The organism is Maribacter spongiicola, from assembly GCF_052119685.1.
In the GTDB taxonomy this organism is placed as follows: domain Bacteria; phylum Bacteroidota; class Bacteroidia; order Flavobacteriales; family Flavobacteriaceae; genus Maribacter; species Maribacter spongiicola_A.
On sequence record NZ_JBGQOO010000001.1, the window covers coordinates 133,791 to 154,391 of the forward strand.

General features: G+C 33.0%; 17 protein-coding genes and 1 pseudogene. 8 read left to right on the forward strand and 10 right to left on the reverse strand.

Features of this window, described 5'->3' with window-relative positions:
* Window positions 1–113 precede the first annotated feature (113 nt).
* Both ACEN2N_RS00505 and ACEN2N_RS00510 read right to left on the reverse strand, forming a co-directional pair.
* The gene (locus ACEN2N_RS00505; RefSeq protein WP_441822498.1) at window positions 114–407 is read right to left on the reverse strand and encodes a hypothetical protein; all 294 of its coding nucleotides are present in this window, start codon (window positions 405–407) and stop codon (window positions 114–116) included.
* 23 nt (window positions 408–430) lie between these two features.
* Entirely contained in the window at window positions 431–1,294 is an 864-nt protein-coding gene (locus tag ACEN2N_RS00510) for a universal stress protein (RefSeq protein ID WP_441822499.1), read from the reverse strand.
* 124 nt (window positions 1,295–1,418) lie between these two features.
* Here ACEN2N_RS00510 and ACEN2N_RS00515 point away from each other — a divergent pair, with 124 nt between their 5' ends.
* The 4 genes and pseudogenes from ACEN2N_RS00515 to ACEN2N_RS00530 all read left to right on the forward strand — a co-directional run bounded on the left by ACEN2N_RS00515 (window position 1,419) and on the right by ACEN2N_RS00530 (window position 6,399).
* A complete protein-coding gene (locus tag ACEN2N_RS00515; protein ID WP_441822500.1) occupies window positions 1,419–1,634 on the forward strand; it encodes a hypothetical protein in 216 nt (71 codons plus the stop codon).
* Window positions 1,635–1,790: 156 nt separating this feature from the next.
* Window positions 1,791–2,867, forward strand: a complete 1,077-nt coding sequence (locus ACEN2N_RS00520) for a metal-dependent transcriptional regulator (protein ID WP_441822501.1) — start codon at window positions 1,791–1,793, stop codon at window positions 2,865–2,867.
* Window positions 2,824–5,061, forward strand: a pseudogene (gene feoB, locus ACEN2N_RS00525) (ferrous iron transport protein B). Before ACEN2N_RS00520 ends, feoB begins: the two are co-directional and overlap by 44 nt.
* A 156-nt stretch (window positions 5,062–5,217) precedes the next feature.
* Window positions 5,218–6,399, forward strand: coding sequence for a bactofilin family protein (locus tag ACEN2N_RS00530; RefSeq protein WP_441822502.1), 1,182 nt, complete (start codon window positions 5,218–5,220; stop codon window positions 6,397–6,399).
* Window positions 6,400–6,678: 279 nt separating this feature from the next.
* On the opposite strand, the gene ACEN2N_RS00535 is transcribed toward ACEN2N_RS00530, so the two are convergent.
* The 3 genes from ACEN2N_RS00535 to ACEN2N_RS00545 all read right to left on the reverse strand — a co-directional run bounded on the left by ACEN2N_RS00535 (window position 6,679) and on the right by ACEN2N_RS00545 (window position 8,010).
* Window positions 6,679–7,158: an archease gene (locus tag ACEN2N_RS00535; RefSeq protein WP_441822503.1), complete on the reverse strand. Its 480-nt coding sequence runs from the start codon at window positions 7,156–7,158 to the stop codon at window positions 6,679–6,681.
* Between the two features lie 92 nt (window positions 7,159–7,250).
* Complete coding sequence (locus ACEN2N_RS00540; RefSeq protein ID WP_441822504.1) at window positions 7,251–7,466, reverse strand: dodecin family protein; 216 nt, start codon at window positions 7,464–7,466, stop codon at window positions 7,251–7,253.
* A gap of 34 nt (window positions 7,467–7,500) precedes the next feature.
* On the reverse strand, window positions 7,501–8,010 hold the full coding sequence (locus ACEN2N_RS00545) for a nicotinate-nucleotide adenylyltransferase (RefSeq protein WP_441822505.1): 510 nt from the start codon (window positions 8,008–8,010) through the stop codon (window positions 7,501–7,503).
* A gap of 422 nt (window positions 8,011–8,432) precedes the next feature.
* Between ACEN2N_RS00545 and ppsA the strand changes: the two genes are divergently transcribed.
* The 3 genes from ppsA (at window position 8,433) to ACEN2N_RS00560 (ending at window position 12,974) form a co-directional block, all read left to right on the forward strand.
* The gene (gene ppsA / locus ACEN2N_RS00550) at window positions 8,433–10,829 is read left to right on the forward strand and encodes a phosphoenolpyruvate synthase (RefSeq protein WP_441822506.1); all 2,397 of its coding nucleotides are present in this window, start codon (window positions 8,433–8,435) and stop codon (window positions 10,827–10,829) included.
* 22 nt (window positions 10,830–10,851) lie between these two features.
* Complete coding sequence (locus ACEN2N_RS00555; RefSeq protein ID WP_441822507.1) at window positions 10,852–11,793, forward strand: 1-phosphofructokinase family hexose kinase; 942 nt, start codon at window positions 10,852–10,854, stop codon at window positions 11,791–11,793.
* 512 nt (window positions 11,794–12,305) lie between these two features.
* On the forward strand, window positions 12,306–12,974 hold the full coding sequence (locus tag ACEN2N_RS00560; RefSeq protein WP_441822508.1) for a BON domain-containing protein: 669 nt from the start codon (window positions 12,306–12,308) through the stop codon (window positions 12,972–12,974).
* A gap of 433 nt (window positions 12,975–13,407) precedes the next feature.
* Here the strand turns inward: ACEN2N_RS00560 and ACEN2N_RS00565 are convergent, their stop codons facing one another.
* Together ACEN2N_RS00565 and ACEN2N_RS00570 are read right to left on the reverse strand one after the other, a co-directional pair.
* Window positions 13,408–13,764 carry a hypothetical protein gene (locus tag ACEN2N_RS00565; RefSeq protein WP_441822509.1) on the reverse strand — a complete coding sequence of 119 codons (357 nt, stop codon included), beginning with the start codon at window positions 13,762–13,764 and terminating at the stop codon, window positions 13,408–13,410.
* 18 nt (window positions 13,765–13,782) lie between these two features.
* Window positions 13,783–14,184 (reverse strand): hypothetical protein, encoded by a 402-nt coding sequence (locus ACEN2N_RS00570; RefSeq protein ID WP_133672339.1) that lies wholly within the window; start codon window positions 14,182–14,184, stop codon window positions 13,783–13,785.
* Window positions 14,185–14,359: 175 nt separating this feature from the next.
* Here ACEN2N_RS00570 and ACEN2N_RS00575 point away from each other — a divergent pair, with 175 nt between their 5' ends.
* On the forward strand, window positions 14,360–15,028 hold the full coding sequence (locus tag ACEN2N_RS00575; RefSeq protein ID WP_073243128.1) for a BON domain-containing protein: 669 nt from the start codon (window positions 14,360–14,362) through the stop codon (window positions 15,026–15,028).
* A gap of 518 nt (window positions 15,029–15,546) precedes the next feature.
* Here ACEN2N_RS00575 and ACEN2N_RS00580 read toward each other — a convergent pair.
* The 3 genes from ACEN2N_RS00580 to ACEN2N_RS00590 all read right to left on the reverse strand — a co-directional run bounded on the left by ACEN2N_RS00580 (window position 15,547) and on the right by ACEN2N_RS00590 (window position 20,349).
* Window positions 15,547–16,035, reverse strand: coding sequence for a hypothetical protein (locus ACEN2N_RS00580; protein ID WP_441822510.1), 489 nt, complete (start codon window positions 16,033–16,035; stop codon window positions 15,547–15,549).
* 122 nt (window positions 16,036–16,157) lie between these two features.
* Window positions 16,158–17,225, reverse strand: coding sequence for a response regulator (locus ACEN2N_RS00585; protein ID WP_441822511.1), 1,068 nt, complete (start codon window positions 17,223–17,225; stop codon window positions 16,158–16,160).
* A complete protein-coding gene (locus ACEN2N_RS00590; RefSeq protein ID WP_441822512.1) occupies window positions 17,197–20,349 on the reverse strand; it encodes a PAS domain S-box protein in 3,153 nt (1,050 codons plus the stop codon). The genes ACEN2N_RS00585 and ACEN2N_RS00590 overlap by 29 nt, the downstream gene beginning before the upstream one ends.
* Between the last annotated feature and the right edge of the window lie 252 nt (window positions 20,350–20,601).

The window sequence follows — 20,601 nt, forward strand, 5'->3', positions numbered from 1 at the left end:
ATGATGTAAATCAGTAGAAACTATACTAATTTCAACATCTTCGATTTTCAAAAAAATCCTGAAATATGTGATAGAATTCATATCATACGGTATGAAATAGAGATGTATAAAACCTATAGATCCAATAAAAAATCTGGACAATACACAGGTATTATAAAAAATACAAAAAGTAAAAAGAGAATAGCCCAAAGCGACCACATTAATATAGGGTAAACGATAATATTACCTTTAGTATCTGGTCGTAGAGAGTGTGCTATAAGTCCGTGAATTCCTAAACTAAATATTAAAAAAGTGATACTTGATGCTACAATTAAAAAGACTTTAGAGTGGTCGTCTTTCAAGGCTATTAAATAAATTGCCAGTAGTATTGAAAATGCGATAATTATTCTAAATATTCGTCTAGACATGTATAATTATTTAAACGGTTCTATTAATAGTAGAGAGTTTGATGATTGTGTTCATTAAAACTCAACAAGGGAATTTTACCATAAGATTCCATTTTTTTCACCAAGTCCTTATGAAACATTTTTTTTACAAAACCTTTCTTTTCCCTTTCAAGCATGACCACCAAATCTGCACCGACATCACCTAAATAAATGCGAAGCGCATAAAAAATATCATCTGACAATACCAGTTTAAAAATCATATTCTTGTAACTGACTTTTTCTTTAAGTGCATCTTTGAACCACTCCATCTGCATATCACCTTTGTATTCATCTTGAGTAGAAATATGTGTAATGTGAATCTTTGCTTGCAACGGCTCTGCTATTTCAACAAGTTGCTTTATCGTACGAATATCTTCTTCTTCAAAATCTGTAGCATAAACAATTGTTTTAATTTGTCTATAACCAACCTTAGTAGGTATAGCCAAAACGGGACAAGGTGCTTTTTCAATAAGTTGCTTGGTAGTGCTTCCTACTATTATTTCACGAATACCGCTACCACCTTTCATACCAACTAAAATTAAATCTGCATGCCATTCGGCAGCACTTGAGAAAATACCTTTTATTACAGATTTGTTTTCTTTTATCTCTAACTGAACATTAGATGCATTCCAATCATTGCCTAAATGTTCCGTACAAAATTTCTCCAATTTTTCATGGTGCATTTTAAAATTGTCCTTTTCTAAATTCGGAAAAGGTTCTGAAAGTGCCTTAGTACCTAAGACCGTAGGATAATCGAACACATGTAATATCACTAAACGAGTACCTAATTTTGTATTTAAGTAATGAGCATATTTCAATGCTTCAACAGAATTCTTTGAATAATCGGTGGCATATACTATTGTTTTCAATTTGCGTGTCTTTATGGTCTGAAAACAAAAATATCAGTATTCAATATGCTTTCAAATGACCTCTGTCATATGCTTAAATTAAATCACAGAATATATTTATATCAAAAACTCAAAAATTCTTAAAATGAACGACTTAAGCACTGTACTCGAAGAAATCACTCAGCTTACCAACACTATAGAAACTAATTACCCCGAGCTTTATCGTTTTCTAGATGAAAACCCGATAACGATACCTACAAATGACCACCCACATGTTAATCAAATAATTATGCAAGATTATTTAGAGAGTTTAAAGCAATTATTGAATCATCATTTAGAAACCCATAAAAATTGCATTTAAACTTTTATTGAATAACATTTTCTAGTTACCAAATCTTTAATTGCACTGACTTTGATCATTTCTTCCTTTTCTAGTTCTTTCTAAATTTAATAAACAGTTTTTATGCCCTGTCGTCAATAAGCCTGAATTATAGCGATCAAAACCAAAACGAAACTCATGGTACTTGTGTTAAAACCTATTACTGCACTATTAATCGGAACTATATTTCTGATGCTATTGGCATGGGTACTTTGGCCTAGAAAAGGGCTTATTTCATTACGAACAAAGAGTTCACAGAACATGAAACGTAAGCTACAAGAAGATGCGCTTAAATTTATTTTTGATTGTGAGTACAAACATAAAAGTTGTGGTTTACATTCAATTTCGGGCAATATGAATATATCTACAAATAAAGCTGCCAAGGTTTTAGGGCAGTTACAATCTGTAGGTTTAATTGTAATGAAAGAAGATCCAATTAGGCTAACCGACGCCGGTAGATCAGATGCGCTGAAAATAATAAGAATACACCGTATTTGGGAAAGGTACCTTGCTGATGAAACTGCAATTGATAATTTAGAATGGCACCAAGGGGCAGACTCTCAAGAACACCTTATGTCATTAAAAGAAGTTGATGTTTTGGCAGCAACAATGGGCAACCCCGTTTTTGATCCACATGGCGACCCTATACCAACTACTAACGGAGAGTTACCTACATACCAAGGGCAATCATTAAGTTCACTGAAAGAGGGAGATATTGCCAGAATTACACATATAGAAGATGAACCGTCTACCATATATGCCCAACTAGTCGCTTTAGACCTTTACCCAGGTATGGAAGTTTATATTATGGATGTTACAGATGAAAAGATTCAATTTGCGGCAAACGGAAAAGAGTGTATTCTTAATCTTCTTTTTGCATCAAGTATTACCGTAAAAAAGCTATCTCAAATAAAACCTTTACAAAAAGAGCATCACATACTTTCTTCCTTAAATGTGGGAGACAAAGCCAGCGTCATTGGAATTTCACCTAAATGTCGTGGTCAAGAGCGTATACGTTTAATGGATCTTGGCATTGTACCAGGCACAGAAATTTCTGCAGTATTAAAGAGTGCTTTTGGCGATCCTACGGCATACAAAATAATGGGCGCTACCATTGCTATCAGAAAAAAGCAAGCAGATAACATTTATATAAAATCAATGCAAAATAAAAATGAGCAAACAGCGAAGTTGCGAGAATTGTCAAGCGTATCGTAAAGAACAATTAATCAGACTTGGCATTGAAATAGATCAATACGACTATGTCATTGCCCTTGCGGGTAACCCAAATACCGGTAAGAGTACGGTATTCAATAATCTGACAGGGCTACGCCAACATACCGGCAATTGGCCGGGAAAAACCGTTACCAGAGCCGAAGGTGGATATTCATATGCAGGCAAGCAGTATAAACTGGTAGATTTACCTGGTACATATTCTTTACTCTCAACAAGTAAAGAGGAAGAAGTTGCGCGCGATTTTATTTTATTTGGCCAACCTGATGTCACTGTAATAGTAGCCGATGCGACACGTTTAGAACGCAATCTAAACTTAGTACTTCAAATACTTGAGATTACCGATAAAGCCGTACTATGTCTTAATTTAATGGACGAGGCCGAACGCAACCATATTAAAATAAACGACAGGGCATTATCAAAAGCATTGGGTATACCTGTTGTTACAGCGGTGGCCCGTCAAAAAAAAGGAATGGATGTACTCATAAATACTATTGAGAACATCGCCACAGGAAAATATGTTTGCAAGCCACATCGTATTAAGAGCTTTTCTCCCAAACTAGATCATGCAGTTGCTCTTTTAGCAGAGAAACTTTCAAGAAAGTTTAAAAATATACCCAACCTAAATTGGGTCGCATTAAGGCTTTTAGAAGGAGATCAACGCATTATTGAAGCAGTTAGGTCGGAAGAATTAGGACAATTAAGTGAAAATCTAAAATCGGTATAATAACTTTTGTTTTAAATAATGTTCAATAATCAAGAAATAAAAAGCGATGATATTATCTCATTGACCAACACATTACGTTGGGAGTTGGGAATAGATTTTCATGATAAAATTATAGAGTCAATTTACGCAGATGCCTCTAAAATTGCCAAGCAAAGTATACAAATAGAAGATGCAAAGAACAGTACTATTTTAGATCAAAAAATAGATAACATAATAACCAGTAAATGGTTTGGTTTTCCTATAATGTTTTTGCTATTGGCAATCGTTTTTTGGATAACTGTAGCTGGCGCAAATATTCCATCTTCATGGTTAGCTGCCATATTATTGGATACTATTCATCCGTTTTTAAAGAATATTGCATCGCAAATAGGAATGCCTTGGTGGTTAGATGGTGTTTTAATCGACGGGGCTTATATGGCATTTGCCTGGGTTGTTTCGGTAATGCTACCACCAATGGCTATCTTTTTTCCTTTATTCACATTATTGGAAGATCTAGGATACCTGCCCAGAGTAGCCTTTAATATGGATAGCCTTTTTAGAAAAGCTGGCTCACATGGCAAACAAGCCTTGACAATGAGCATGGGATTTGGCTGTAATGCTTCCGGTGTGGTCGCAACTAGGGTTATTGATAGTCCTAGAGAAAGATTAATAGCCATTATTACCAATAACTTTTCCTTATGTAATGGTAGGTGGCCAACGCAAATATTAATAGCAACTATATTTATCGGTGGTTTGGTTCCATCTCATTGGGCAGGATTGGTATCTGCAGGAGCGGTAGTTAGTATTGCTATATTAGGTATTATTTTCAGTCTTTTAGTATCATGGGGTTTAAGCAAATCTGTTTTAAGGGGCCAGGCATCTACTTTTAGCTTAGAATTACCACCATATAGACCTCCTCGAATTTTACAAACATTATATACGTCATTAATAGATAGAACAATTCTTGTTCTTTGGCGTGCTATTGTTTTTACCATTCCGGCAGGCATTATTATTTGGCTGGTAGCTAACATATATATCGGTGAATTAAGCTTAGCTGAATATTTTATTGATTGGGCAAATCCTTTTGCTTTTTACTTTGGTCTTAACGGGGTAATATTACTTGCTTACATAATTGCCATACCTGCAAATGAAATTGTAATTCCTACCATACTTATGCTAACCGTAGTAAATTCAGGTTTAACTGGTATTGGCGAAGGTGCCGGTGTTATGTTTGAGCTTGATTCTGTAGTAGATACCAAAAAAATATTAACCGCTGGCGGCTGGACACTTTTAACAGCCGTTAATTTAATGCTGTTCAGCCTTCTTCACAACCCCTGTTCAACTACACTCTACACAATTTACAAAGAAACCAAAAGCATGAAATGGACCACTATTTCTGCATTGTTACCGCTGACCCTAGGTTTTATCGTTTGCTTTTTTGTAACTCAACTTTGGTTACTTTTTAGCAGTTAGATCAATACATTCAACTCTAACTTTTTTTAAAAGAGGTCAAAAAGTAGAAAAATCTACCATTTAAAATTTGAAATAAAGATGGCTGATACAGATCATTTCATGCTAAGTTAGAATTTATGTCCTTTAGGTTCGACCAAACAGTTTAAAGCAATCATTATGAAAACATTACTACTTTTTTTAACGCTCCTCATTTCAATTACGGCAATTGGTCAGAAAGAAAAAGATAAGGACATAAATATAACCGAACATCAAACCGACGACTTCTACTTGGCCGGTGAAAATATAGAAATCAATGCAATTATAGATGGAGACCTGGTATTGGCCGGTAGTAATATTACCGTAAAAGATACCGTTCACCAAGATCTTATCGTAGCCGGAGGGGAAATCATAGTTACGGGTTTTATTAAAGATGATATTAGAGCTGCGGGTGGAAAATTGACCATTGATACCGAGGTAGGCGATGACATTATAATAGCTGGTGGTGAAGTTCTAATTACCGAAAACGCAATCATTCATGGTAATCTGATTAATTTTTCGGGTGATATTGTAATGAACGGTCAAATTTTAGGAAATATAAAATCGTACTCCGGAGAAATAAAAATAAACGGAACTGTTGAAAAAGAAGCCGAGATAAATGCTGAAAAAATTTATATAGACGGAATAATAAATGGAACTTCTAAACTTGCAGCAGAGTCAATAACCATTGGTAAAAACGCCATCTTCAACAACAATGTTAATTATTGGTCTGAAGAAGGTAGTTTAGATTTTAAAAATTCACTGGTCGGTGTAAACGCCAGTTTTGATGAATCGCTTAAAGGTGACCGAAAAGATTTTACCATGAAAAGTTTTGGCATTGCCGCCATTGGGTTTTGGATATTCTATCTCTTATCTGCATTTTTAGTTATTCTTATTTTAAATTGGGCATTCGGTAATTTTCTCCGTACTATCTCTGCCAATTTAGATACTAATTTCTTACGAAATTTAGGGTACGGTTCCATCTACATATTTGGCATACCTCTTCTTATTTTAGTTTCATTTATAATAATTATCGGTATTCCTATTGGTATATTCTTGGGTGGCTTTTATTTGTTTAGTTTATTATTTGGCCATTTGGTAACTGCATTGTTATTCACCTACTTCTTAGAAACTAAAGAAAATAAAAATTGGGGTATGTGGACCAGGGCATTTATAACCTTAGGTATAGCTGCAGCAATACGTTTATTGACCTTCATACCTTTCTTAGGGTCTTTGTTCACATTCATCGTCATAGCAATTGGATATGGACTGATCGTATATACCCTATTTCATAGAGAGAAAACTCTAAATTTTGAAAAATAAAAATTGAACTAATTATACTTTTTTGTTTCAATAATATTTGTGCTAAGTAAAATTAATTTACAATACTCAATTTAGTAATTATTGAAAGTCAAGCTACATTAACTATATATAAAAAAAAGCAACTAACTAATACATGTATTTTAGGTAAGAAAAAGTTTGAGAAAATTATAAGGCTGCAATAATATGGTAATCAATTTGCATTGCAACACATAATTACATTACATTGGTTTAATTATTCAAACTATAAACTTAAGACGAACTCACCTATTATTAAAAAGGCTATTGTTCATTCTCATAGTTAAAAATGATTGAGCTATTAAAAGGGCGTAATGATTCTTTATCATTGATTAAAATAATACCGTTTTCTGGAATAGATTTTAATTTATTATCAAATACATCAAACCAATTACCAAACAATTGTGCATTGATTTTATTCTCTGTAAGCTCTTCTATATACATTGTACAAAAAATAGTATGATGCTCATGGGTCAATTCTAAAACTTGATTTAAAAATTTCTTAAGTAAGTTTTTACTGTTTAATGCTTCAACCTCAATTTTCATCATACAATCTGTATGTCTGGTAGGATCGTAAATTTTGCTTTTTAAGGTGTTCGCCATATTTTTTAAACTTTTTTTAAATAGTTCCTGTAAACTACTAGCTTCTACCGTAATCCCTATTTTGGGTTTCACGTGTTCCAAACTACTTATTTTCTTTCTAAAATGACGACGGGGCGTCTTTGATACGACTTGAGGTTCCATAACATATTTTTTTTGTGCTCTTTTTTTTTATTGATAAATAAATGAGAGGTTGATATAAACCTATAGTTCATAACAACCCTCTCAATTAATAATTAAAATGCTTTTTGCATTGAAATTTCGAATGTAACTTTTGTAGTTACTCTATATTGAACAATTTGATTGTCTTCAACCGTTACCTGCATATCTTGAATGTAGACCGATTTAATATTATTAACCGTTTTTGAGGCTTGCGAGATAACATTTTCAACTGCTTTCTCAAAGCTTTCGGTAGAGTTCCCCATAAGTTCAATGACCTTTAATACTGACATAATTTCTATTTTTTAAATTAATACTTTATATATTTTAAAGGAAATTTCCCATTTCATCTACCTTTACCCTTACAACTTTTTCACCGTTTTCTAATTTCAATTTGTACTTCTTATTTGCTCCTTTGGCTTCTTGATAATTAACCAAATAAATATCTTTTGTAATTGTCCACCCAGGAAAACGCTCATATACAGATTCTTTCACCGCTTTTGGCAAATTGACATTTTTAAATCTTTCTGCAGTTCGTATTAGTTTTCCATCTGCATCATATGCTGCCAAAATAGCTCCTTCGGGTATAAAAAAATTGATTTGGTATGTATCATAATCATCTTGGTAAAACTCTGACTCTTTTACATCGAATGCCGCTACCTTACGTTGTAATAACTCAACAGGTATAGATACCTCTTCTTTGGTATTCATATCGCTTAAATACTTATAATTTGTGGCAAAAACAGTAACTTCAGAAAGCTGTTCTGTTTTAATAATTTGGGAAAAAACCTGACCGGTAAACCCAATTGCTAATAATCCTAATAATACTTTTTTCATGATTTTTAATTTTTAGTTAATACTTAAAATTTTGTGTTTACTTAATATTTCTCTTGGCATTATTGGCTAATTTATTTAGGTATGCCAATGATTACAATGACGTGGGTCAGTTAAGAATATTGAAATAAACAAACTTGCCGACAACGGTAGAACTATCATGAAAACCATGAGATGAAAGCCACACAAAAAATAGATTTAAGACTAGCAATTGAATTTTAGTGTTGAAAGAAAATTAAATAAAAGAAAATCTACCTTCTTATTCTCAAGTACATTATACATGTATAGTATAACTGTACCATTACTGAAATTTTCCAATACAATTTTCTAAAAAAAAAGTAAATCAAACATATGGTAATGACCTACATCATACCAAATTAAACCTCCTTAAGATAATTTTGGTTTCACATTAAAACCATTACCGTATGCTTATTAAAAAATTTTCACATATCGGTATCACCGATATTTCTTTAGTAGGGGGAAAAAATGCTTCGCTTGGAGAAATGTATAATCAATTATCTTCAAAAGGTGTTGGTATACCCAATGGTTTTGCAACCACATCTTCTGCTTATTGGAAATTTTTAAAAGAAAATAATATTCAAGAGGCTTTAGAAAATATCATATCCGGTTTAGATCGATTAGAATATTCCAATTTAGCACTGATAGGGGACCGAGCAAGAAATCTAATTCTTAAAAGTGAATTATCAAAAGCATTAACAGAATCTATCATAAATGCCTACATCGATTTATGTGGTGATACTGACATGGCCGTAGCCGTTAGAAGTAGCGCTACCGCAGAAGACTTGCCAGATGCCAGTTTTGCAGGCCAACATGATACTTTTTTGAATATAAAGGGGACGAATCAATTGTTACAAGCAGTAAAAAAATGCTTTGCTTCTTTGTATACAGATAGAGCTATTAAATATCGTGAAGACAAAGACTTTCTGCACAAAGACATAGCCCTTTCTGTTGGGGTACAGTTAATGGTCCGTTCAGATAAAGGTTGTTCTGGAGTGGGGTTTACTATTGAACCAGAATCAGGTTTCGAGAATATCATCTTGCTTTCCGGTGTTTGGGGCTTAGGCGAGAACATTGTTCAAGGAACAATAAACCCAGATGAGTTTTATGTATTCAAGCCAAGTTTGTCGAAAAAAAAGTATCCAATCGTACAAAAAAAATTAGGGGATAAAAAACTAACCATGGTTTATGCCGACGAGGCCGAAAAGGCGACCACCCTAAATATACCTACACAAAAAGAAAAACAGGAAACCTATGTATTATCAGATGATGAGATTATCACTTTGGGCAATTGGGCGTTGTTGATTGAACAACATTACAAAAAACCTATGGACATTGAATGGGCAAAAGACGGAATTTCAAATAAACTTTTTATTACCCAAGCAAGACCAGAAACCGTTCATCAAAACAAAGACAAACAAATTCATGTTGAATATCAATTACTGGAAAAAGGCGAAATTTATACCCAGGGCAATGCTATTGGGTCAAAAATTAAAGTGGGCAAAGCTATTATTTTAAAGTCCCCGAACGAAGCGCCAAGTTTAGCTAAGGATACGATTATAATAACCGACACTATTACTCCAGATTGGGATCCATTGCTTAAAAAAGTAGGCGGAATTATCACCAATAAAGGTGGTAGAACAAGCCATGCGGCAATAGTAGCTCGTGAATTGGGGGTACCGGCAATAGTAGGGTGTGGCAATGCAACCGAACGAATTCTAAATAACGAAACAATAACGTTGTCTTGTGCACAAGGAAGAACAGGATATGTTTATAAAGGAAACTTATCTTTTAAAGAGAGAGAAATAGATTTTTCTGGAATACAGATGCCACTTACCGAGGCTAAATTAATTCTTGCAGACCCAGAAAATGCCTTCAACCTTTCTCGCTATCCAAATGACGGTGTGGGGCTACTTAGAATGGAGTTCATAATTACTCATAAAGTCAAAGTACACCCAATGGCATTGGTGAAATTCAACCAGATCAAAAATGCGGGCACTCGAAAAGAAATTGAAAAATTGACTAAAAACTATGCAGACAAACCTGCATATTTCATTGACCAGCTCTCTCAAGGTATTGCTACCATTGCTGCAGCTTTTTACCCAAAAGAGGTCATTGTACGTTTAAGCGATTTTAAGACCAATGAATATGCAAACCTAATAGGAGGTGCCGATTTTGAACCCCACGAAGAAAATCCGATGTTAGGTTTTAGAGGGGCGGCCAGATATTATAATGAGCTATATAAAGAAGGATTTGCACTAGAATGTGCCGCAATTAAAAAGGTACGTGAAGACATAGGCTTAACCAATTTAAAGGTTATGATACCATTTTGCAGAACTATAGAAGAAGGAAAAAAAGTGGTTACTGTAATGGCTGAAAATGGACTGAAAAGAAAGGATAATAATTTAAAAATCTATACCATGATAGAAATACCGAGCAATGTTATTCTCGCAAAAGAATTTGCTGAAATTTTCGATGGGTTTTCAATTGGTTCTAATGACCTTACCCAACTAACCTTAGGTATAGATAGAGACTCTGAAATAATGGGAAAGCTATTTGATGAAAATGATGTAGCTACCAAAAAAATGATTTCAATGGCGATACAAAGCGCAAAATCAACCCATACAAAAATTGGGTTATGCGGACAGGCGCCAAGTGATTTTCCTGAATTTGCACAATTCTTGGTCGATGAAGGCATAGATAGTATTTCCTTTAATCCAGATGCTTTACTTCAAGGTATTGAAAACATTAACAAGGCAGAACAAAAACATACCACTAAGAAGGTTACTGAGATTAGCGACTAAACATTCATTTAAAATCACTCTTTTGAGCCGTATACTAACTCTTACCGTAAACCCTGTCGTTGATAAAAGCACCACAATACCGAGCTTAATTCCCAATCAAAAATTAAATTGTACCGAACCTATATTTTATTCTGGCGGCGGTGGTATTAACGTTTCTCGTGCTATTAAAAATTTGGGAGGCAAATCAACTGCACTATACCTGTCAGGAGGTAGAACGGGGAATCATCTTCAAGAATTATTATCAAAGGATTCTATTGACCAATGTATAATTAATTTGAAGGATAATACCCGAGAAAATCTTTCTGTATATGATACAAATTCTAATTTACAATATCGATTTGGCCTACCTGGTCCTTTTGTACAAAAACATGAATGGCAAAATAGTTTAGAAAAGATCCAAGGCTTATTAAATGAAAATGATTTTTTAGTTGCTAGCGGAAAGTTGACAGCGGGTATCCCCGATAATTATTATAAACTAGTTGGTGACATCGTAAAGCAAAAAAAGGCAAAGTTTGTAGTAGATACAAAGGGTAGAGCTTTAACACATGCCATAACATCTGAAATGTATTTATTTAAACCCAACCTAAATGAACTTGCGAGCCTCTACAATGAACAGACTTTATCTACAAAATCTTTAGAAGAAGCAACAAAAAAATTTATGGCTACTCATGCTTGCGAAATTATGGTGGTATCATTAGGAAAGCGTGGTGCCTTATTGGTCACATCAAATCTATTTCAATACATAGCTGCACCTATTGTCGATGAAAAAAATACTATCGGTGCTGGCGACAGCATGTTAGCTGGTATGCTCATAAAAGCACAAGCAGGTAAAAATGCCAAAGTTATGACCGAATATGGTATTGCATGTGGCGCCGCAGCCACACTCAAAAGAGGAACTAAACTTTGTCAACTAAAAGATGTTGAGCTCATTTTTAAATGGCTACGACGAAATGTAAAAATTTAGAATTTGAATTTTATAATTAATGTACTTAAAATAGAAAGTAACGATCTTTAAAATAGTTCATAAATGCTCGACCATCATTCTACGGTAATAAACCATATTTCGATATATAAATGATATGGCATCTCAAATATTTTTATTTCTTTTCAACAAACTACAACTAAAAGCTGAGAGGTAGTTTGTATTGATTCTCGTCTACAAACACAAAATTGACCATAAAAAAACATAGGCATCAGTTAAAACAGATGTTAGACCAATGCCTTTTTAGAAAAATTGAAAAGGCAATAAAATATAATCTTGAACATGATTTAAATCATTCTTCTTAAAGACAACATAACCATTTGTTAAAATATAAGATACTGATAAACATCATTTTAACCAGTTCATTATCAATATACATTTGCTTGTATAAGTATAACATAAATCTAATAAAAATGAATAAAAACAAGTAAATCTTCAATTAGTTTAAACTATAAATAGTAAAAAAAGAATAGTAACTTATAAATTATATAAAGATGAAAACAGACGCAAAAATTAAACTAGATGTACAAGACGAATTATCTTGGGAACCTAGTATAGATGAAACAAAAATTGGTGTTGCAGTAGACGAAGGTATTGTTACCTTAAGCGGTGAGGTGGATAGCTTCTCTAAAAAACTCGCAGCAGAAAAAGCGGCCAAACGTGTTAGCGGCGTAAAAGGGGTAGCAGAAGACATTGTAGTTAAATATCCATCAAGTATAGATAAATCAGATACCGATATCGCTAAGGCAGCGGTAGAAGCTTTAGAATGGCATTCATCAGTACCAGACAATGCTGTTATTGTTAAAGTTGAAAATGGTTGGGTATACCTAACGGGAGAAGTGAAATGGTCTTACCAAAAATATTCTGCTTCAAATGCAATTAAAAATTTAGTAGGTGTAAAAGGTGTTTCCAATAATATAAAATTAAAACAAACAGTTAAACCAGTTTTAGTAAAAGATACTATTGAGGAAGCTTTTGAGAGATCTGCTCGTATAGATGCCAAAAGCATTGTGGTAACAGCAGATGGCAGCACCGTTACCCTAAGTGGTAAAGTACATTCTATAAAAGAGAAAGAAGAAGCTGAAAAAGCCGCTTATAGAGCTCCTGGGGTATTAGATGTTGTTAACAAACTTAAAATACAATATTACCCTTCTTACGTATAATATTGTTTTAAGCGTAAAGTACATTACGCAAACCATTTAAAGCCTTCGTTTACTAGTTAAGCGAGGGCTTTTTAAGATTTTATAAAAAGAATTAAATTATAAAAAGTCACAGAAAAACATTGGCACAAAAAAAGTCAAACCTTAAAGACATTGTAGCCGTAAGAATGTTTTAATTAAATGAGATTTAAAAAATAGATTTTAAAATAGTGTTCCATAGAGTTACCACCCCTTAAATAATCAATGCTGCCATTCAAATAAAAGAATTGTGAGCTTTAATGAAAAATACAATGTGCTGTATTTAGATATTACCCTATAATCTATAAATGTGTGTAGCTGATTTCAACAAAAATTAGGGCAGTTAGTCGTTAGAAAGTGAGTTTATATAGTGCCTAATTCTAACCATCATTGTAATCTCCTATAGATTTTATATGCACTAAGACCTATTTATATGAGACCTCAAAACACTTATCTGAAAATTGCCCACTACAGTGAGTTTTACATCGGCATTTAACAATACAAGACCATATGCCAAGTGAGATAGTTTACAATCGTTGATTATTTGATTGTTAAAACCACTAAAAACAGGTTTAAAATGCTCTTTCATCATCAACCCTGAGACCTTGCCAACGTTAATTGCTTTGATTACAGCATCTGTAATCTGTTGTGGTGATAAACCTTGTTCTAATAAATCACTTGCCAAATAGTTCATTTGTAAGCTATGGTAAAAGTCCATGAATCGGGCAATACTATCTAACTGTCGAAATTCTTTAATGAAGATGGTCGTTTCCATAGCTTTTGTTTTTAATTATTAAAGCTTCTTTACATAGCCGAAAACCATTTTTTTAAATTCCCTAAAGTCGGTGGTAAACAAATCCATTCGCTCCCCTAAACTTCGATGCTTTTCACGATAATCCCAATCAGACAATCCTTTTTCACCTTTATGTAAACGAGATAATAACTTTTCATGAAGTAAAATATCTTCTTCTAAATAATCAAATAGATTTTCATGAATTTTATCTAAGTTTTCTAGCATTTTTGCATACTCAGAACCCGTAGTCTTTTTATTTTTCAAAAGATTGGCGAAGAATTTTGTTTCATCTTTCCAGAAGGCAACAGTGTCTAACCATTCCATACTTTCTTGGTGAAGCAATTCTAGGCTTGCTCCTAGCAGCAATAATGCAGCTTTTGTATTAGTTTTTGTTGTTTCCATTTTCATATTATTTAGAAATTATTACCCCAAAAATTGAAATTTGTTCACAACCACAAAATGATCTAGATCAGTGTCAATTATCGACTTATAAACTGAAAGAGAACAATATGCATTACTGATTCACATCATTTTACAAATAAATAGTAGACCGTATTTTTATTCAAAATAGAACTTTATGAAAACAGATGCACAAATAAAACAAGACATCTTAGACGAACTTGTTTTTGAACCTAATATTGACGAAACTCAAATTGGAGTTACTGTAGAAAATGGTATTGTTACTTTAAGTGGAGTAGTCAACGAATATTTTAAAAAAGCTTTAGCCAATAAGGTTGCTAAACGCGTTAAAGGTGTAAAAGCTGTTGCCGAAGATATTGAAGTAAAATATGGTGATGAATATGCTAAAACAGATAAAGAAATTGCAAAAGCAGCAGTAAATGCCCTTGAATGGAATGCTACTATACCTAGCGAAAAAGTGAAAATTTTTGTTGAAGACGGATATATCTATTTATCAGGAGAAGTAACCTGGTCTCACCAACGTGAAGCTGCTAAAAATATACTTCAAAATCTTTTGGGTGTAAAAGGTGTCGTCAATAACATAGAAATAACACCTTTGTTAAAAGCCGATAATATTGAAGATCAAATTACCAAAGCCTTAGAACGTTATACCAGTATAATGGCAAAAGGCATACGAGTTCAAGTTGATGGTGACACAGTACAATTAAAGGGAAGGGTGCATTCTATAAAAGAAAGAGAATTAATTGAAAAAACAGCATATAAAGCCGCCGGAGTAAGAAATGTACAAAATGAAATAGTAGTACAATCATATCCTGAATTTGTTTAAAAAAATAGAGAAACTGACCTAGGTCATTTTAAACAACGACACAACATTGTATTTTAGCTGTATAATTAAACGTTCATTGAAAATCAAACAGATCTAGCTTTTTATTAAGAGCCTAGAATCTAAGAAAAGAAGAGGTTACGAACACTCTTTCAATACTAATTGTATCTCGAACGGTTATAGCAATATATTTAAGTAGGATTATGAAGTGGCGATTGGGTTGAAGAACATCTTCTAGGAAACCGAGGTACTTCGGCACCTCGGTTTCTTTTAAATAATTGATATTGGTTTTCATTTCTGTAAGGAAAAGATGACCATAGCGATGCCAGAAAATTTGTGATTGTTTAAATCGATTTATAAATCATTTTAGAAATAAGATGGCGTACAAGTTTGGTTGAAAGCATACATAAATTCAAAAGTATTGCGGGAAAACAGGAGACTTTGGTTTCCTGTTTTTTTTTGTCCTTATTTAAAATTCGAAGAATCTATAACAACAGTTAGCATATAAAATTGATTTATTTTTATTGAAGCAATTCATTTACAAACTTCAATTCATGTTTTTGACATCTTATGATGAGTAGAAAATAGTTATTATTCAAGTCTTGCAGACAGTTGTATGTGTTTTTCTCGGAAATACCAAGACCTCTAAGTATGCCGTAAGGTCCAGAAGGGAATTCGCCCAATTGTTTGCTGCCATACATATCTTGCAAAAAGTGGGATACTACAGTACCGGTGATAAAAAGCGTACCTATTTCTGGATTGTTGAAAGTTGCAAAATCCGTTTTAACTCCGAAAATTGTTTTTAAGTTTTGATTTAACTCTGTATTCGCCTGTTCATTCTGGCTACTTTTCAATACTGCATTTTGGTTTAGTTTACCTAAAACAGAAAGTTGTAAGTTATTTGCATTAAGTATATTCAATTGATGTATTGCCGTCTTCAATTGCCAAAGTTTTTGGTAACTCTTAATTGAAAAAAATTGCTGCTCCTGTTTTAAACGTATTGCTTTCATAACTTAGAAAGTTTTGTTCCAATAGTATTAAAACACTTTCCGAGATATCTAATTTAAACAATAGCAGCACCTTACAGAATGACCAAAATCAGTTACAAGTTTCACCACATTTTATTTTAAAATTAAAAATCTGCAATACTTAACAATTCTTCTTTATTCAGAATTATAATTCTTCTACCGCTATCAGTTGTTATTAAACCCTCATCTTTAAAATCTGAAAGTGTACGAATGGCTGTTTCTGTCGCTGTACCGATCATACCTGCAAAATCTTCACGAGGTATTGACATGCCCCCATTGGGTTTGTCTTTTATTAGCCCTTTCTCATACAACTCTAACAATGCTTTTGCCGCACGCTGCCTTACCGATGCAAAGGCCATATCTACCAAATGAGATTGTACATTGATTAAATTATTGGACACCATAGCGATGAACTTTTGTGAGACCGAAGGGTTACCGTATAATAATTTTATAAAATCTGCCTTTGGTATGGCACAAACTTGAGCATCTTCTAAAATAACGGCATTCTCTACATAAGTACCTGCCACATGCAAAAGGGACAATTGACCTATGAAGTCACCAGGCCCGTATAATCCCGTTACCAGTTCTTTACCGGCCTCAGTACCCTTATACGTTTTTACATTACCACTTTCAATAAAAAATAATGAATGGGCGTTATCTCCTTCCCAAAATATAATTTCCTTTTTTTCATAAGATTTAAGCATATGGTTTTTAGATAAACCCTCCATATCTTCAAACTCAGAAACCTCTTCGATAAAAGTATTGATACCTTTCAGATTTCTTACAATTTCCTTTTTTAGATTATCATGTTTATTTAACCGGCATTCAATTACCCCTAGCAATTCATTTTCCTGAAAAGGTTTCGTTAAATAATCATCGGCACCAAGGTTCATACCTGTACGTATATCTTCTCTTTCTGTTTTAGCTGTAAGAAAAATAAAGGGAATACTTGCCATTGAAATATCTTTCTCAAAATTTTGTAAGACCTGAAAACCATCCATTTGTGGCATCATTATATCGCATATTACCAAATCGGGCAAAAATTCTTTAGCTTTTTGAATACCTATTTTACCATTTTCGGCAGTAATGACTTCGTAGTTGGCAAGTTCTAAAATGTCTGCAGTGTTTTCACGTACATCATCATTATCTTCTATTAATAAAATCTTTTTCATATTTATCTAGGTTATAGTTAAGGTTAAGTTGCACAGTAAACGTACTACCTATGCCAATTTCACTATTAAAACTTACCGTACCTCCCATTAACTCAGTATATTGTTTTACAATATAAAGTCCAAGACCGGTACCTTGAATATAAGTAGCGTTGTCTGCACGAAAGAAACGTTCGAATAATCTCTTTTGCTCTTTTTCTTCAATACCAATTCCATTATCAATAATATTGAATTCTATTATTTTATTATCTCTTTTTATTTCTATAATAACTTCTTTGCCTTCGTCTGAATATTTTAATGAATTTGATAGTAGATTAGTTAAAAGATGACTTAATAATTTTGGATCCAAAAAAGCCGTTATTTCTGCATCAGTATGAATAAAACGTATGTTTTGTTCGTCCTTTTTCGCAGATTCCATATCATCAATTAGCGTTTTACAAAATTTTATCAATTCAAAAAACTTAGGTTTTGCTTCCACCTTGCCTTCTTCTAGCCTGCTTAACGATAAAAAGTCGTTCAATATGACAACCAAACGTTTTACATGGGTTCGAATTCGTGTAACATGTTTTTGGCGTTTATCTTCTAAACCTGGTTCGTTTTGCTTTCCAATTAAAATTGCAGAAGATAAAATTGCACTTAAAGGCGTTCTAAACTCGTGTGAGGCAATTGAAATAAAACGTGATTTCAACTCATTAAGTTCTTGTTCAATTTTTAAAGCTTTAGTTAATTTTTCCTGAACTTTCTTTTGTTGGGTTATGTTATTATAAACGAAAAGAGCCCATACCACTTGTCCGTTATCAGACTTTAAAGGAGTCGTGTTTACTGCATAAATATATTCCCCGAACGAAACTTCAAAAGAAAGACTCGTACCAGAAAAGGTAGTTGAAATTTTACGTTTTATATGCTGTAATTGTATTTTAGAAAAAACGGAAATATGATCAACGTGTTTACCTTCATACTTACCTCTATTTAGGTTCATGCGTTTTAATTCTTCACCTTCGATAAATACGAGTTCAAAATCAGAATTGAAAACAGAAATAAACCCATTAGGAAAATTTTTAGCTATTGCAATTAGTTGAGCTTGACTTCTTTGTGCTTTTTTTTCTGCTAGTTTGGTTTCGTAAATTTGATCTTCAAGAATAAGATTGTTCTCTACTAATTTTTGCACCGTAGATTCTATTTCCTTTGTACGGTCTGCAACTTTTTCTTCAAGTATATTTGCGTATTGTTCTAATTGATTTTTATCTCTTTGAATTTCTGTAACGTCATTTTGAACTCCTATAAAATGAGTTAAATTTTTCTTGTCATTAAAAAGAGGTGTTATGCTCAAATCATTCCAAAACAAAACACCATTTTTTCGATAATTTCTTAAAAGCACCCTACTTGCTTCCCCTTTTTCAATAGCATTTATCATAGTTGAAATTGCATCTTGATCTCTATCATCGTTCTGGAGAAAATTACAATTAATGCCAATTACCTCTTCTCTGTTATAACCGGTAATTTCAGTAAAGGCATCATTACAATAGATTATAGGTAAGTTAGATTTCTGGGCATCTACAATTACAATTCCGTTTCCGGCAGCATTCAAAGCCTTATTTCTTAAACGTAAGGTTTTTTGAATTTCTTTGGTTTTAGAAATATTTCGAGATATGGTCAGAACTTGATTATTATTTAACGGTACAAGCCTACACTCAAAATCAAATATCCTATTTCTTATAGGCGCTTGTATTTCTAATATTTGCATTGTTTGATTTTGTAATACATTAGCTATAGCTTTTTTAAGCATATTCGCAACTCTTAATGGAAGAAGTTCATTTAAACTACTACCTTCAATATCTTCTTTTGAGAGAATTGTATTTGAATCTGCAGGTATATGTATTTCTAAAACATTTCCCTTTTTATCATGTACTGTCATTACATCAGGAACCACTTTTAAAATAGCCTTATTCTTTTCTATACTGATATGTAACCTTTGTTCTGCCAATACTTTCTCAGTAACATCAATGCCAGAACAAATCATACCTGTCACCACTCCATTTTCGTCTTTAGACAATGCATTTTGCCAACGAATGAACTTTTTTCTATTTCCTTTAGTTAATACCCAGGTCTCTTTAATTTCGGGTACTTCTTGATCTCCATTAATTAAATCATCAAAAAAATGAGTTAGTTTATTTCTCTTTTCTTTTGGAATACATATGTCAAACCAATTCTTACCTTCTAATTCTTTGGCGCTATAGCCCAGAACCTCACAACCTTTTCTATTGACCATTTCAATAGTATGATCTTTATTTATGACTAAAAACACAGAAGCTGCAGTGTCTAAATATTTCCAAAGCAGTTGTTTTTCTTTGGTCAATAATATTTTCGCTTCGGTACGTTCGGTAACATCTTGAATAAAACCCTCTAAAAAAGCTACTTTGCCTGATCGGTCTTGAACACAAGAGACTATTTCTGACACCCATTTAATTTTATTGGTTGATGTTAAAATTCGGTAAGATATCTGGTACGTTTTTTCCTCTGATATGGCTTTTGTTCTTTGCTCCTTTACCATAACCTGATCTTCAAAATGAACTAGTGATAACCATTTTAAATTTCCAGAGTCATAAAATTGCGATGGTAAATAACCAGTAATAGTTTCACATGCATTGCTTATAAACTCTATAGAATAATTTTCATCAGTTGTACACCTAAAAACAATTCCTGGCACATTAGCAATAAGGTAACGAAGCTTTCTATCACTTTCAAAAACCGAAATATCGCCGTGTTTGCAGAAAATGACGAAAACCGTTTGTCCTTCTGCAATGGTTTTTACTAATCTAAGATCTATTTCATATTTTTTTCCACTTGTATGCAAACCCATGAGCTGAACATGCTCAAAGGTTGAATTTTTCATTAATAATTCAATGGTTTTATAATTATCGTTCAAAAAGATAATATCTAATTTTTCTGAAATTAAAGCACTCTTTGAGTAACCGAACATTTGTACTGCTTGATCATTAACCTTCAAAATAGAACCACTACTATCAATAACGAACAAACCTGCCATTGAAGAGTCAAATACAGCTTGAAATAAGGCAGCTTCGCTAACCTCTAGCTTTTTATTTACTATCTTTTTTAGTTCTGTCATTTTAGTTCAAATAATTCAAATCATGATCATTGTTTGGCTTCACTATTTACAATTTTACAAATGGCACCTGTTAATTAAAACAGTAGCTTTAAGTATAAAAACATGTGAAATTTAATTAATGTAAAAGCTTAGGTTATTATAGTCTTCTTTATTCCCTTTCTCTTAAACCGGGACATTTGTAACCATCTTCACCCTTGGGTTTGCAGAGTTTTATTTATACCAATATATTCTGCGGTCAAATACTTGACATTT

What these genes read in the sequence shown, in the direction of transcription:
- ACEN2N_RS00505 (WP_441822498.1), bottom strand. Translation starts at nt 407, where the DNA reads ATGTCTAGACGAATATTTAGAATAATTATCGCATTTTCAATACTACTG.
- ACEN2N_RS00515 (WP_441822500.1), top strand. Translation starts at nt 1,419, where the DNA reads ATGAACGACTTAAGCACTGTACTCGAAGAAATCACTCAGCTTACCAAC.
- ACEN2N_RS00520 (WP_441822501.1), top strand. Translation starts at nt 1,791, where the DNA reads ATGGTACTTGTGTTAAAACCTATTACTGCACTATTAATCGGAACTATA.
- ACEN2N_RS00530 (WP_441822502.1), top strand. Translation starts at nt 5,218, where the DNA reads ATGAAAACATTACTACTTTTTTTAACGCTCCTCATTTCAATTACGGCA.
- ACEN2N_RS00535 (WP_441822503.1), bottom strand. Translation starts at nt 7,158, where the DNA reads ATGGAACCTCAAGTCGTATCAAAGACGCCCCGTCGTCATTTTAGAAAG.
- ACEN2N_RS00540 (WP_441822504.1), bottom strand. Translation starts at nt 7,466, where the DNA reads ATGTCAGTATTAAAGGTCATTGAACTTATGGGGAACTCTACCGAAAGC.
- ACEN2N_RS00545 (WP_441822505.1), bottom strand. Translation starts at nt 8,010, where the DNA reads ATGAAAAAAGTATTATTAGGATTATTAGCAATTGGGTTTACCGGTCAG.
- ppsA (WP_441822506.1), top strand. Translation starts at nt 8,433, where the DNA reads ATGCTTATTAAAAAATTTTCACATATCGGTATCACCGATATTTCTTTA.
- ACEN2N_RS00560 (WP_441822508.1), top strand. Translation starts at nt 12,306, where the DNA reads ATGAAAACAGACGCAAAAATTAAACTAGATGTACAAGACGAATTATCT.
- ACEN2N_RS00565 (WP_441822509.1), bottom strand. Translation starts at nt 13,764, where the DNA reads ATGGAAACGACCATCTTCATTAAAGAATTTCGACAGTTAGATAGTATT.
- ACEN2N_RS00570 (WP_133672339.1), bottom strand. Translation starts at nt 14,184, where the DNA reads ATGGAAACAACAAAAACTAATACAAAAGCTGCATTATTGCTGCTAGGA.
- ACEN2N_RS00575 (WP_073243128.1), top strand. Translation starts at nt 14,360, where the DNA reads ATGAAAACAGATGCACAAATAAAACAAGACATCTTAGACGAACTTGTT.
- ACEN2N_RS00580 (WP_441822510.1), bottom strand. Translation starts at nt 16,035, where the DNA reads ATGAAAGCAATACGTTTAAAACAGGAGCAGCAATTTTTTTCAATTAAG.
- ACEN2N_RS00585 (WP_441822511.1), bottom strand. Translation starts at nt 17,225, where the DNA reads ATGAAAAAGATTTTATTAATAGAAGATAATGATGATGTACGTGAAAAC.
- ACEN2N_RS00590 (WP_441822512.1), bottom strand. Translation starts at nt 20,349, where the DNA reads ATGACAGAACTAAAAAAGATAGTAAATAAAAAGCTAGAGGTTAGCGAA.